The following is a 14455-nucleotide window of genomic DNA, read 5'->3' on the forward strand; positions in this document are numbered from 1 at the left end:
TGGACCCGCGGCTTGCAGACGACCCGTCCCGCCGGGCCCGGCACCGAGGTTTTGCACGCATACCCGGGGTCTGCGATCGCTAAACCAGCGTTCCCTCCGTAAACCGCGGTGTGGGAGCGGGTTCGCCGCACCACCGGGCAAGCACGCCGGCGAGCTCGGCGGCGTTCGGCCGGCGACGCGCGGCCCACGCGATGTAGCCGTCCGGACGAACCAGCACAGCCGCAGGTTGCGTCACGTCGCGGTGGTTCACGTGGTCCATCCCCGGCCAGGCGACGGGTTGCGCGGGCCCGCGGGTGAGCAGGACGAAGCGGCCGCTGCGCAACACCTCGTAAAGCCTGGTGCCGTCGCAATCGATGTCTGGCACCCGTTGCCCCACGCATGGGTCGTCGGTAGCCCGGCGTCGTTGGTAGGCAATGCCGATGCCGCTGAGCCGCTCGGCCGCCATTCGACGGCTGCGCGGGAAGTGCAGGATGGTGCGAATGACGAAGCGCTGCAACAATCGGCGTATCGCAGCACGGCCCAGCACAAGCTGGTTGAGCATGTCGGTCATCGCGAGCACATCGGCACCCACCGGATGCCGCTCGGCTTCATAACTGTCGAGCAGCCCGTCCGATCGCGACCCACGCGTTGCCCCGGTCAGCACCGACGCCAGCTTCCAGCCGAGGTTCATCGCATCGCCGATACCGGTATTCATCCCCTGCCCGCCGATCGGCGAATGGACGTGGGCAGCGTCCCCGGCCAGCAACACGCGGCCCAGCCGATAATGCGCGGCTTGCCGGCGCTCGCTGAGAAACCGTGAACTCCAACGCATCTCGCCCACACCGAAATCGTCGCCGGCGATCCGCCGGAAGGCGTCGCAGATCTGCTCCCTGGTTACCGGTTCGGTGAGCGGCTCCTGCTCGCGCCGGCGGTCCCAGGCGATCGCCCGATACCAACCGTCGCCGAACGGCAGGACCAGGACCACGCCCTCGGCATTGGTTCTGGCGAACATCTGCTCGTCGGGCGGCCTGGTCAGCCGCACATCGGCCAGCATGATGTGCGTCTGGTATTGCTTGCCCACGAAGTCCACACCGAGCAGCCGGCGCACCGCGCTGTGTGCGCCGTCGCACCCGACGACGTAGCGCGCCCGCCGGCTGCCGCCATCGGCGAGGGCGAGGTTGACGCCGTCATCGTCCTGCTGCAGGCTCACCAGCTCGGCACCCCGGTTGATCCGCACCCCGAGTCGCGCAGCGCGCGACTCCAGGACATGTTCGGTCCCGCTCTGCGGAACGATCAGGATGAATGGGTAGCGCGTCTGCAGCTCGTCGGCCAGCGAAACCGTTGCCCCGGGGACCGGCGCGATCTCCCCTACCCGAAACCCGCGAGACATTACCTCGTCGCTGAGCCCGCGGGCGTCGAGCAACTCCATGGTCCGGGCGTGCATGGCAAACGCCCGAGTGATGTTCGGGACATGCGTGCGACGTTCGAGTACCTCCACGCGCACACCCCGCATCGCCAACTCACACGCCAGCATCAGTCCGGTGGGCCCCGCGCCGATCACGGCGACGTCCACGCTGCGGATAGCGGAACCAGAGCTGTCCATGTCAAGCTCCTTTCTGTCTCATCTGAGAGTGGCCCGTCCGCTGAGCCGTCGAATCAGTGAAGTCACCAGTCCTGATGCCGGTCGGCGTCCTACGATCGGTGCTGTGCTGCACGGCCGCCGGCGGGAATGCGCGCAGATTGACGGCATGCTGGCCGCCGCGCGGACCAGGCACAGCAGCGCGCTGGTGCTGCGCGGCGAGGCCGGTATCGGCAAGTCGGCGCTGCTTGACTATGCGGCCGCGCAGGCCGGGGACATGCAGGTGCTGCGGACCGTGGGCATCCCGACCGAATCTCAGTTGCCGTTCGCCGGGGTGCACGCACTGTTGTTGCCGGTCATGCATCGCCGTGCTGCTCTCCCGGCCCGGCAGCGCGCGGCTCTACTCGGCGCCTTCGGGCTGGGCCCCGTGTCCGCCGAAGACCGGTTTCTGATCTCACTGGCGGTGCTCAGCCTGCTGGCCGAGGCGGCGGAAACGGCGCCGCTGCTGTGCCTGGTCGACGACGCACAGTGGTTGGACGGGCCTTCGGCCGATGCGTTGGCATTCGCGGCCCGACGGGTACAGGCGGAGGGGATCGTCATACTCGCCGCCGCGCGGGACGGTTTCGACGCAGCCGGATTGCCAGAGCTCCGGCTGACCGGGATCGACGCGGTCGCCGCCGCCATGCTGGTGACCGAACGGACCGGTACGCCGGTCGCCGCGCCGGTCCGGGACCGGCTGGTGGCCGACACTCTGGGTAACCCGCTGGCGATCGCCGAACTGGCTCGGTTGTTGTCCGCCGAGCAGATCGCGGGGCGTTCGGCGCTGCCGGAGCAACTGCCGGTCAGCACCGATGTGGAGCGGCTCTACCTGGACCGTGTCGGCGAACTGCCTCCGCAGGCCCAGACCATGCTGCTGGTGGCCGCCGCCCACGACAGCGGGCAACTCGACGGCGTACTGCGCGCGGCGCAGGTTCTCGGCGCCGGAGCGGACGACCTCGATGTCGGAAAGACAGCGGGGCTGCTCCGGGTCGACGGTGCTGTCGTGTCGTTCGTCCACCCGCTGGTGCGCTCGGCGGTCTACCACGGCGCGACCCCGCAGCGGCGCCGACAGGTGGAACGGGCGCTGGCGTCCTGCTTCGAAGCCGACGCCGACCGCCAGACATGGCATCTGGCCAACGCGGCGACGGGACCGGATGGCGCGGTGGCCGACGCCTTGCAGGCAGCGGCCCGCCGCGCCGCGGCGCGCGGTGGACATGACGCGGCGGCCGCCGCGTTCGAACGGTCGGCGGTGCTCACCGCCGAGCCCGAGCTACGCGCGACCCGACTGGCCGATGCGGCCACGGCCGCCTGGTCGGCAGGACGGCCCCAGCGGGCCCGGGCACTGCTGGACCACGCACTGCCGCTGGCAGGGGCGGCCGGGTTACGGGCCCGCATCGCCCATCTGTCCGGCTCGATCGAAGCCCACTGCGGCACCCCGGCGGCCGCCTACGCCATCCTCCTCGGCGCCTCGGAGCTGGTTGGTACGGAAGACCCGGAACGGGCAGCGCTGATGCTGGCTGAAGCCGGCCAGCTTGCCTGGGCCGGGGGCGACCTGCAACGCGTCAACGACGTCGCCGGCCGGCTGGCGGCCCTGCCGGCTGGCCAGGGCGCCGGATTCGTTGCCGGGCAAGTCATTACGGGGCTTTCCGGACTGCTCAGCGGCGACACCACAGCCACTGCGGCCAAGTTGCGTGCGGCCGTGGACTCGGCCACCGGTAGTCAGCAGCCGCGGGTCTTGATGAGTGCAGCCGCGGGGGCGATGTTCCTCGGTGACGATCTGCGCGCCATCGACCTGTTCTGCGCGGCCGTTGCAAGGTTGCGTGCCGCCGCCGAGGTTGCGACGCTGCCGCTACTGCTCGGGCCGCTGGCCATGCTGGAGACGTTGACGAGCCGCTACGCAACGGCACTGGCGGATGCCACCGAGGGGCTGCGGCTGGCCGAGGAGACCGGACAACACAATCCGGCGGCACACCTGCACGCCGTGCTGGCGCTGATCGCGGCGGTGCAGGGCCGCGCTGCGGATTGCCGCGGTCACGCGCAAACCGCACTCGCACAGGCGATCTTGTATCGGCTGGGGCCACACGCTGCCATCGCATCCTGGGCGCTGGCCATCCTCGACCTCGGTGCCGGCCGGCCGGAGCAAGCGCTGGACCGGCTCGAGGCGCTGGCCGGTGCGGCTCCCGGGGAGGGCAACCAGATGGTGATGCTGATGGCCACCCCGGACTTTGTCGAGGCCGCAGTGCGCATTCATCGTCACGATACGGCGAGGGCACGTCTGACCGGTCTGCAAGTGTGGGCGCACGACACCGGCGCCCCGTGGGCGAAGGCCCTGGTGGCCCGGTGCAACGGGCTGCTGGCCGAGGACGGGGACCAGGACCAGCACTTCACCGAAGCACTGAAGTTGCACGCGCAGGGTGGGCGTCCGTTCGACACCGCCCGCACCCAGCTGCGGTACGGCGAGAACCTCCGACGACGCCGGCGTCGCGCGCAGGCACGAAAGCATCTTCGCTGGGCGCACGAGACCTTCGAGAGACTCGGCGCGGACCCCTGGACCGAACAGGCCCGCACCGAATTGCTGGCCACGGGTGAAACCGCACGCAAACGTGATGTCAGCGCCGTCAATCAGCTCACGCCGCAGGAACTGCAGATCGCCCGATTCGTCAGCGCAGGCGAAACCAACCGGGCGATCGCCACGCTGATGTTCCTCAGCCCGCGCACCGTTGACTATCACCTGCGCAAGATCTTCATGAAGCTCGGCCTGTCGTCGCGAGCCGAACTGATCCGCATGTCGTTGGATCCGTAATGGTAGACAACTGGCATGACTGGCGACGCCACCGCGATCACGATCTTTCACCCGCCCGCGGATCCGGATCGGTTCGGTGGCTGGGTCGACGGATATCTCGCCGGTGCCCGGCAGACGCCCGGATATGTCGGTGGGCGCCAATCGGTCCACAGCGGCGGACAGTTGGACTGGGCCGTCGAAGTGTCCTTCGAGAACTGCGAGTCGCTCGACGCCTGGCTCGACGGTGCGCAGCGCCGCACCATGCTCGCGGCGGGTATGGAGCAGGGATTCCGGCGTTCGGCCGCCGATCTCGTCCTGGCCCCGGGCGAGTTGCCACCGGCTAACGCCGGTGTGTTCCTGCACCGCGTCGCCCCCGGAAAGGACGGTGAATTCGTTGCCGCACAACGTGATCTGACCGGGGTCAGTTCGACCTTCACCGGATACGAAGGGACGGCGTTGTTTCCGGCAGATCGCAGCGGCCAGTGGATGTCGGTGCTGCGCTTCCGTACCGCCGGGCAGCTCGCCGCGTGGATTCGATCTGGGGAGCGTCTGCAAGCCCTGCCCCGCCTGCGCGGCGAGCTGACACACGACTTCGCCGAGTTGCCCCGCAGCGCCCCATTCGGTTCGACGGTCCGTGTCGCCGACGGTCAGACGAAGATCACGCCGGCATGGAAATCGGCGATGCTGGTGGTGCTGTGTCTGTACCCGACGGTGGTCGGGCTCTCCAAGTCCCTGTCCCCCGCCTTGAACCGAGCCGGAATCGGCACCGCCACAGCCATTTTCGTCGGCAATGTGGTCAGCGTCGCCCTGCTGCAATGGGTTCTGGTCCCGGCGGCATCGCGGCCGTTCCGGCGCTGGCTCGATCCGATCGACGGCGCAGCGACCCGGATCAGCATCGCGGGTGCGACCGTGGTGGTGGCCGGTTACGCGGCGCTGCTGCTGGCTTTCACGCTGCTCGGGTGAGTCAGCCGCCGATCATGGCGTGCAGTGCGTCGAGCGACCACGGTGGGCTATGGCTGTGATCGCGATAGCCGAGTATCTGTGCTGTCGGCCGCTCGAAGCGACCCACGAAACCACCTGCGGCAACGAAGATCTGACCGGTCACACCGCTCGCCATTTCGCTGGCGAGATATGCGTAGACCGGGGCCACGAAATCCGGCGGGGCGACGTCCAGCGCGGCCCGCATCGTCATCTCGTCGAGCATTCCGCGGCGGTGCAGGTCGCCGATGTGCTGCTCGTAGCCGGGCCCGCTCGACAACCGGGTTCGGGCTCCGGGACACACCACGTTGGCCCGCACACCGGTGCCCTTCAATTCGGCCGCGATCGCCATCGTCAGCCCATTGACCGCACCCTTGCCGGCGGGATAGCCGGTGCCGCCGTAATCGCCGAGAAAGGCCACCGAGCCGGTGTTGATGATCGCACCGTGGCCCTGCCCGGCCAGGACGGGTGCGGCGACCCGACAGGTGTGGAAGACCGTGCCCAGATGCGCACCGATCAACGCATCGAACTGCTGCGGCGAGATCTGCAGGATCGAAGAACCCGGTGGCTCGGCGATCCCGGCACAGTTGATCAGCACGTCCAGTCGTCCGAACGCATCTGTGCACGCCGCGACCAAACCCGCGGCGACGCCTGCGTCGTCGGCTGCCCCGGGCACGCCGACCGCCTGTCCTCCTGACGCGGTGAGCGCATCGACAGTTCGCCCCACCGCGCCCGGGTCACGCCCGTTGACCACGACCCTGGCACCCAGCGCGCAGAGCAGCTCGCTGACGGCGCGTCCGATCCCGCGGCTGCCACCGACCACCACAACCCTGCATCCGGCCAGTCCGTCACCAGGGCTCATGTCGTCGCGGTTGCCGGTTCGAGTTCCTCCTCGTCGCTGGCCGACCGCCCGGGCCACCACAGCCAGCGGTCCAGCAGAACCAGCATGGACGGCAGCACGAAGGCCCGTATCACCAGAGCGTTCAGTAGTAGCCCGAGTCCGACGGTGACGCCGATCTGCGCCATGCTGAGCACATTGCTGATCGCCAGCGCAAACATGGTGATCCCGACGACGAAAGCACCGGCGGTGACGACCAATCCCGTCGCGGCGAACGCCCGAATGATGCTGGTGCGAAGCCCGGCGGCGATGCCTTCCCGGATGCGTAGCGCAAACAGCATGTTGCCACCCGAAGCGATGCCCACCATCAGCACGAACGTGACGGGCGGCACCGACCAATGCAATTCCTGATGCAGCAGCCGGTCCCACACCACCACGCTCGCACCGAGTGCGCAAAGATAGGAGACCGCCATCGAACCGAGCACAAGAAACCCGGCCAGGGCGCTCCGCAGCAGCACCGCCGCGATCAAAAAGATGACGCCTAGGGTGATCCAGCCCATCAGGGTGAGGTCCTTGAACACGATGTCCTGCAGGTCACGGGTGGACGGTCCGACACCGGTCAGGTAGACGGCCTGGGGATTGAGGCTGGTTGCTCTGGCCGCATCGGTTATCGCGGCCGCTATCGCTCGGGCCCGTACCGCACCGTCGTTACCCCACTCTTGCCCGTTGCCGTATATGAACAGACGGGTGGCGTATCCATTCGGCGAAAAGAATTGATTCAACGCTGGCCGCATACCCGGGTCGGTCAGAATCCTCCGCGCCGAGTAGAGATCTGTAGTCGTGTTGTTCTGAGAGACTGCGGCCAGTCGATGGAGTAAGGCGGGAAGCTCCTGTACGGGCACCGGACGGGCGTCCCTCAGCACGCCTTTCAAGTCTGTCGCCAGCGCCTTGACCTGATCCATTTGACCGCTGGCGCCGGCTATCGCCGAACTCAGGTCGGCTGGGCCGGCGGCGGCCGCATCGGCGGCCCTGTTCGCGAGTTGTTCGGCCGCGTCGACCAGCTTTGCGGAATCGCCGGTGACGGCGGATGCCCACTGAACCGCATCTTGAGCGGCCGAACACACGGGGGTTTGCGGGCAGTCGGCTATCGCGCTGACGAATCCGCGCAGTGGATCGAATATTTCGCCGACTTCACCCGACCTGGCGCTTACTCGCGTGATGGCCTGCTGGGTCAGATTGACAGCCAGGCTGACACCACCGATCGCGTAGGCGCCCGCCTGAGTACCCGACTGGATCCCGTCGATCCCGGAAACCACGTCACTGGCAGCGGCGTCGAGTTGTGCGAACGTCGCCTCCCGGGAAGTGATCTCATCTGAGAAGTCGTCGAGCCGGTCGCCGTTATTGCCGCCGGTCGCTGACAGCGCGGCCTGCTTGGATTCCATACCGCCGGGGTGGCTTGCTGACTGCACCATCCGGACACCCGACATCGCCATGACCGCGCCGGTGAGGCGCTCGATGGCGGCCAGGCCGCTGGGGTTGCGGATGTCATGATCAGCCTCGATCGTGACGACGTCCGGCTGCAGCTGGTTTGCCGCGAAGTGCCGGTCGGCCGCCCGTAGGCCGCGATTGGCCTCAGTTTTCGGTGAGGTCGCCGCGCTTTCGTCCCAACCGATCGGCACGCCAGGCAGCGGCATCAGCATGATGAGCACGAAGACCCCGCTGGCCACCAGGATCGGCGCCGGCCAGCGCGCCACGTGTGTGCCGATGCGCCGCCACCGCCGGCGTAGACGTTTACGTGGCCGCGGTTTGAGCAGATCGGCGCGGTCCGCTAAAGCAATCAGTCCGGGTGTGAGGGTCAGTGCGGCCAGACCGACGGCAAGCACGCCGATGGCGCACAGCACCCCGATCGTCGCGAGAATGCTGATCCGGGCCAGGCTGAACCATCCAACCGCACCCAGCGGCGCGATCACGATCAAAGCCGAGCCCACAATCGTCGGGGCAACACCGCGGTATGCGTCGTCCAACGCCTCAACAGATGAGAAACCTTGTAGTCGCCGTTCGTGGTAGCGCCCGATCAGGAACATCGAGAAACCCGTGCCGGTCGCGAGGCTCACGGCGACGGCAATGGACAGCGAGAACAGCGAAGCAGTGATCAAGTTGCGGGAATCCAGATACGAAACCACGGGTTTGGCCGCGGCCAGGCCCAGCAGGACCGAGGCGAGTGGCACCAAGGCGGCGATGACCGAGCGGTAAACGATCAGGAGCAGGATCAGCAAAACGGCCACGGTGGTTTCGGTGATGACCTGCATCTGTCGGTCAATCGCCGCAAATTCATCCATGACGGCGGCACCAGGGCCGGTGACGTAGACGTGTAAACCGTCGGGGGGATGCAATTTCGCAATGACACTCCGCGCCAACTGGAGCGACTCGACCGCTTCTGCGGTGCCGACCATGCCGGCCAGCCGCATGGTGGCAGTGACGGCGTGCCCGTCACGACTCACCGCGGCATCTGCAGCCACGGGTATCTGCCACCAGTCCACTACCTCGTAGACGTGTTGGGATTGAGCGCGCAAGGCGGCAACGAGTTGAGCGTAGAACGCCCGATCCTGATCGGTTAGCGGACCATCTCGTTCCAGCACCGCGTAAGCCACGTTATCCGTGGGCTGTTGGGAGAATGCCGCCGCTGACCGCTGCACCGCATTCGAAGTCGCGGTCCCCGCGGGAAAGAACGGCTGATCCTCGTCTGCCAACACCCGCTCGAGCGGCGGAGCGAGGCTGTTTCCCGCGACGGCGGCAAAAGCCCAGACGCCGACGATCAACAATGCGAACCGATAGATGAGGCGGCCGATCAACGCGTAGGCCTCAATTGCGCCAAGCGTCGGGTATCACCGCATAGCCCGTCCCGTTCACCTGACGTATCACCTTCTCGATCGACATCGCGCTGCAAACCCCCGATTGAGTCGGCTAATTCAACCACCCCGGCCACCCGACCGACAGTGGTTTTGCCCGCGCCGCGCCGCATCGCGACATTTACCGTCCAAAGGCTGCTCACCTGCATTCGCGACTCGATAAGGTCGCCCGTCATGGGCGTTCTGCGGTTCCTCTGGCGAAGTGTGTTGGCCTTCGACCGGATCGGTTCCCGCATCCCGCAGCTCATCCAAGTCTGGCTGCTGGAGCTGTTCTTCGTCATGCCATTGACGTTCTTCGTCGGAAAACTCATCGACATTCACGGCGCGTTCGGCGTACCGGGCACCGATGAGCGGCTCGACGGGGTGTTCTGGGCAGCCCTGGTGGTCTCACTGTTCTTCGGTTTCCTGTTCGTTCGTTCCCTGGTCAAGCCCCGTGTTGTCGAGGGCTCGTGGACGCCGGTGGTGCACGCCGACGTGGGACCGGTGAGCGTCTACGGCGCAAACCGGGGCTGGACGGTGACCTACCCGTACCTCACCAGCCACCCGTCCTACGCGCTGTTGCTGTTGCTGACGGCGCCGATCCCGGCGGTGATGTACGCCGCGACCCGCAACCAGGGCGACAGCACCTTTTACTTCCGGGCCTGCGGCATCGTCGGGATGGTTGTCCTGGCCGGGATGGCGGGGGCGCGCATCGTGTGCTGGTACGTCCTGCGATTGGGCCGCCGCGAACTCGACGGACAGATGCGCGAGTTGCCGATGTCGCCGCGGCGCCTGGGCTGGGAAATGGCGTGGAAGCCGGTACTGGTGCTGGTGCTGCTGATGTATGCGATCGTTTGTATCCCGCTGGGTGTCATGTGGCTGAAGGAGCAGCGCACCATCGCGGCCCTGCCCGTCGTCACCGTCGCCGACACCGGGCATCCCGGTAGCTACCGGCGGGTGCAGGGCACGGTCGTGTCCGGGCCGATCTACTGGGCACCGCGCGGCACCGGTCGCGGCGGCAACAACTACGCGGGCGCCGGGGTCCTGGTGAGCCTCCCTGCCGGGGGCGAGGCACTGCTCCTCGCCGAATCACTGTCGGTGGCCGATTTCAAAGGGATGATGGCCGACGTCACGCACGGCACCCTCAAGGCCACCGGACGGGTGATCGACGACATCACTGCCACGCAGCGCCGGTATTACGGCTTCGACGTCAGTGCCTTCCCGGAGCCATCACCGGGCGGACGGGTCATGCTGCTGCTCTCCAACCCGTAGTTCTCCAGACACCGAAAGACGAGCACCCGATGGACATTCACGGACATTGCGACCCTGGTTTCGAGAAGGTCCGAGCGGCTGTGGCCGACAACATCGACACCGGCGAGGAGGCGGGCGCATGCATCACGGTGGACGTCGGGGGTGAGCGGGTCGTCGACATATGGGGCGGATTCGCCGACCGCGCACGGACCAAAGAGTGGGCCGAGGACACCATCGTCAACGTGTGGTCATCCACCAAGACGGTTACCAGCCTGGCCGGCCTGATGCTCGTCGACCGCGGTCTGGTCGAACTGACCGCCCCGGTGGCCCGGTACTGGCCCGAATTCGCCGCGAACGGCAAGCAGGACATCGAGTTTCGTCATGTGCTGTCCCACACATCGGGCGTGTCCGGCTGGGACCTGCCGTTCGCCACCGAAGACATGTACGACTGGGGCAAGGCCACGACCGCCCTGGCCGCACAGGCGCCGTGGTGGGAACCGGGAACCGCATCCGGCTACCACGCGCACAATCAGGGCCATCTGATCGGCGAAGTCCTGCGGCGGGTTACCGGGCGCTCGCTCAGGGAATTCGTGCGCGAGGAGATCGCAGAACCGCTCGGCGCCGACTTTCAGATCGGCGCCACGGCGGCCGACTACCCCCGCATCGCGGAGATCATCGGCCCCCCACCCCTCGAGTTACCGCTGGACCTGCTTCCCCCGGACAGCCCTATGCGCCGAACATTCACCGGGCCACCGCCCAACGCCGACGCGGCAAACACGCCGGAGTGGCGCGCCGCCGACCTGGGTGCGTTGAACGGCCACGGAAACTCGCGCTCCCTGGCCACCATCCTGTCGGCAGTTTCACTGCGCGGCAAGGCATCCGGCGTACAGCTGATCAAGCCGGAGACGGTCGAGTTGATCTTCGCGGAGCAGGCCGACGGCGTCGACCTCGTGTTGCCGGCACCCATCCGCTGGGGCACCGGCTACGCGCTGGCCAAGAATGCCGCACTCCCGTGGGTTCCGGACGAGAAGATCTGCTTCTGGGGCGGCTGGGGTGGCTCGATGGTGTTGATGTGCCCCGATCGGCGCACCACCATCAGCTATGTGATGAACAAGATGGGACCCGGCATCCTGGGTTCGGACCGGATGGCGACCTACGGAACATTGATTTTTGAAGCTCTCAACACCGGCTGACCGCCAGTGTCGTACCGTTCTGAAAGGTCCCGGGCAGACCATCGTGCAGCGTCACCGAAGGGGGCTGGTGAAATGAACAGGCGACTCGTTGTTGCGGCATGCGCCGCGCTGCTGTTGGCGGCCGGATGCGGCGGATCGAAGGGGCAACACTCCGGCGCCACTTCGCGGCCGGAGGAGCGCCCACCGGGAACCTCACCCAGCGACCCGACGAGCGAGCCCGCCGCGGCGGGAAAGATGACCTTTCGTTACGAGGACGCCACCACGTCCGAGGCGCAGACCGGTCGCCAATTGATGGTCGACGCAAAGCTTTTGGAGACGGTCGCCGCACACGTCAGCGACACCCTGAATCTGCCGCACGATGTGGGTGCCGTCGGCAAGCAATGCGGTGAGGCCAACGACTACTGGGACCCCAACGTCAACGAAATCCAATTGTGTTACGAGGACATCCAGCAGAGCCGGCAGCGTTTCGCCAACTCCGGCAACCCGAATCCGAACGATGCCGCGGTCGATGCGACGATCTCGGGCTTTTACCACGAACTCGGTCACGCCACGCTCAGCATCTACGAGTTGGCCTTCACCGGACGTGAGGAAGACGTGGCCGACCAATTGTCCGCGTTCATGTTGCTGACCCCCGGTGCTGACGGAAAGCCCTACCCCGGCGGAGTGCGCATCGCCACCGACACCGCCCAAGACTGGAAGTTGAGCGCCAAAGAAGCCGGCGACGCCAACGAACTGCCGTTCTGGGATGGACATTCCATGGACATCACCCGGATGTACAACTGGGAGTGTTGGATCTACGGGTCGGATACGACGGCCAACGCCAGCATCGTCGCCTCCGGCGACCTGCCCGAAGACCGCGCCGGCAACTGTGAGGAAGAATTTCAGAACATGTCCAAGGCATGGCATCAGATGCTGGGTCCGCACTTGAAGAAACCCGGCTGAACCCGAGATTCACGAAGTATTCAAGCGGGCGTGGGCCCGCGCTCGTTGACCGCACATTCCCGCCCGCTTGTGTCGCGGTATGCGGGTGGTTCAGGTCGCCAACTTCTACGGTCCCCGGTCCGGAGGTCTGCGGACTGCGGTCGACCGGTTGGGCGCCGAATACTGCGCCACGGGGCATGAGGTCTTCCTGGTGGTTCCTGGTCCCCGCGCACAACGCAGCCGGCTTGACACCGGTGTCGTGCGAATCACGGTGCCGGCCCGGCTGCTTCCATGCACCGGCGGCTACCGGGCGATCATGCCCGCGCCGGTGCGGGCTCAGTTGGCGTCCCTACGGCCGGACGCGCTGGAGGTTTCCGACCGGCTCACCCTGCGCTCGCTGGGTCGGTGGGGCCGCGAGCACGGGGTCACGACCGTCATGATCTCTCACGAGCGCTTGGATCGGCTTGCCGGCCAGGTGCTTCCGCGTCGCACCGCGCGGAGATTCGCCGACTTCGCCAACCGGCGCACCGCCGCCGACTACGACACCGTGGTGTGCACCACCGAGTTCGCCCGGGAGGAATTCGACCGGATCGGCGCAACCAACACCGTGACCGTCCCGCTCGGCGTCGACCTGAGGACCTTTCACCCCAGGTGGCACAGCACGCAACTGCGGAGCCGCTTCGCCAGCCCGTCCGAGCTTCTGCTGGTGCACTGCGGGCGCCTGTCAGTGGAGAAGCGCGCCGATCGCAGCATCAACGCGCTCGCTACGCTGTGCGATCTTGGTGTCAATGCCCGGCTGGTGGTCGTCGGCGAGGGCCCGTTGCGGGCTCGGCTGCAGCGCCAGTCCGCCCACCTGCCGATCGAATTCACCGGCTACGTCGCTGACCGGCGGGCGGTTGCCGCACTGCTGGCCACCGCTGATGTGGCGTTGGCGCCGGGGCCGCACGAGACCTTCGGGCTGGCGGCGCTCGAGTCGCTGGCGTGCGGCACGCCGGCGGTGGTGTCGCGCACCTCGGCCCTGACCGAAATCGTCACCGCGGACAGCGGGGCGCTGGCGGACAACAACCCGACGTCCATCGCGGATGCGATCCTTGACCTCGCCGGCCGGCCCGAGCGTCACCGTCGCGTCTGCGCGCGGCACCGGGCTGAAATGTTTCCCTGGCAGCGATCAGCGGCGGGCATGCTGACAACGTTTAGATAGGGGTGAATTGACTCAGGTCGTAGATGCCGAGACTTCTTTCGATATCCGCGACCCTATCGACGATCCCCTGGAACCCGGCCTGGCCGAACAGGCGATGTTCCTCGTCTTCGAACGTCTCGGCAAGGTCACGAAAGTCCTTGGCAGCCATCACGTCTCGCAGAGCGGGAAATACCACGGTGTCTTCCCGCGCCTCGTGCGGCTCGTACATTCGGATGAATGCCGCCATGTCTCGATCCAGTGCCGCCCGCGCAGCCTGGTTCGGCGTGCCGGTGGCGGCGGCCAGCACCCGGTCGGTGAGCGTGCGACCGCGCTGGTGCTGGGTGCGCAGGATGGCGGTGATGTCGGTGAGCCTGCCCGCCTGCTCCAACTTAGGGAACACGTACTGCTCCTCGAGGTGTTCGTGATAATCCTCGATGAAGCTGCGGACGATCTCCGCGCCGGCATGTAAAGCATCAGTGGGAACCTGATCGCCTGTCTGCAGACGCCGGATCCCTTCTCGGTAGACCAGCAGAATCCGCTTGAGGACACCATGCTCACGCATCAAGTCCTCCGGCGGAGTGACCGGATTCTCCTCCGCCGGAAGCGGTGCGGATTGACCGTGGTTCGGCTGACCCCCGCCGCATGCCGATACGGCGATCCCTCCGGCCGCGGCCATCGAGATCCTCAGGACGTGCCGTCGTCCCACGGCAGGCGGTAACTCGGTCAAGGTAAAGCCCCTCGGGTGGCTGAGCATGTTGGCGGCCGGCTGAAACCCGGCCTGATATCGTTTATCGATATCGTAGACCGATACGGAATGGGGTGCTGAA

10 protein-coding genes are annotated in these 14455 nt (G+C 66.9%); 6 read left to right on the forward strand and 4 right to left on the reverse strand.

What is annotated here, in order from left to right:
- Window positions 1–79: 79 nt before the first annotated feature.
- On the reverse strand, window positions 80–1582 hold the full coding sequence (locus AC5Y7D_RS03765) for an FAD-dependent monooxygenase (RefSeq protein ID WP_499921792.1): 1503 nt from the start codon (window positions 1580–1582) through the stop codon (window positions 80–82).
- 103 nt (window positions 1583–1685) lie between these two features.
- On the opposite strand from AC5Y7D_RS03765, the gene AC5Y7D_RS03770 reads away from it, so the two are divergent.
- Window positions 1686–4400, forward strand: a complete 2715-nt coding sequence (locus tag AC5Y7D_RS03770; protein ID WP_499921794.1) for a helix-turn-helix transcriptional regulator — start codon at window positions 1686–1688, stop codon at window positions 4398–4400.
- A gap of 15 nt (window positions 4401–4415) precedes the next feature.
- On the forward strand, window positions 4416–5342 hold the full coding sequence (locus tag AC5Y7D_RS03775) for an antibiotic biosynthesis monooxygenase (protein WP_499921796.1): 927 nt from the start codon (window positions 4416–4418) through the stop codon (window positions 5340–5342).
- Window position 5343: 1 nt separating this feature from the next.
- On the opposite strand, the gene AC5Y7D_RS03780 is transcribed toward AC5Y7D_RS03775, so the two are convergent.
- Window positions 5344–6219: an SDR family NAD(P)-dependent oxidoreductase gene (locus tag AC5Y7D_RS03780; RefSeq protein WP_499921798.1), complete on the reverse strand. Its 876-nt coding sequence runs from the start codon at window positions 6217–6219 to the stop codon at window positions 5344–5346.
- Complete coding sequence (locus AC5Y7D_RS03785) at window positions 6216–9047, reverse strand: MMPL/RND family transporter (RefSeq protein WP_499921800.1); 2832 nt, start codon at window positions 9045–9047, stop codon at window positions 6216–6218. Before AC5Y7D_RS03785 ends, AC5Y7D_RS03780 begins: the two co-directional genes overlap by 4 nt.
- A 231-nt stretch (window positions 9048–9278) precedes the next feature.
- Here AC5Y7D_RS03785 and AC5Y7D_RS03790 point away from each other — a divergent pair, with 231 nt between their 5' ends.
- The 4 genes from AC5Y7D_RS03790 (at window position 9279) to AC5Y7D_RS03805 (ending at window position 13649) form a co-directional block, all read left to right on the forward strand.
- Entirely contained in the window at window positions 9279–10355 is a 1077-nt protein-coding gene (locus AC5Y7D_RS03790; RefSeq protein WP_499921802.1) for a hypothetical protein, read from the forward strand.
- 29 nt (window positions 10356–10384) lie between these two features.
- A complete protein-coding gene (locus AC5Y7D_RS03795) occupies window positions 10385–11527 on the forward strand; it encodes a serine hydrolase domain-containing protein (protein WP_499921804.1) in 1143 nt (380 codons plus the stop codon).
- Between the two features lie 72 nt (window positions 11528–11599).
- Window positions 11600–12469, forward strand: a complete 870-nt coding sequence (locus AC5Y7D_RS03800; RefSeq protein WP_499921806.1) for a DUF4344 domain-containing metallopeptidase — start codon at window positions 11600–11602, stop codon at window positions 12467–12469.
- 79 nt (window positions 12470–12548) lie between these two features.
- A complete protein-coding gene (locus tag AC5Y7D_RS03805; protein ID WP_499921807.1) occupies window positions 12549–13649 on the forward strand; it encodes a glycosyltransferase in 1101 nt (366 codons plus the stop codon).
- On the opposite strand, the gene AC5Y7D_RS03810 is transcribed toward AC5Y7D_RS03805, so the two are convergent.
- Window positions 13642–14382 (reverse strand): hemerythrin domain-containing protein, encoded by a 741-nt coding sequence (locus tag AC5Y7D_RS03810; protein WP_499921811.1) that lies wholly within the window; start codon window positions 14380–14382, stop codon window positions 13642–13644. The two genes, AC5Y7D_RS03805 and AC5Y7D_RS03810, sit on opposite strands and share 8 nt — an antisense overlap.
- Window positions 14383–14455: the final 73 nt, after the last annotated feature.

Source organism: Mycobacterium sp. NGS49, from assembly GCF_059812565.1.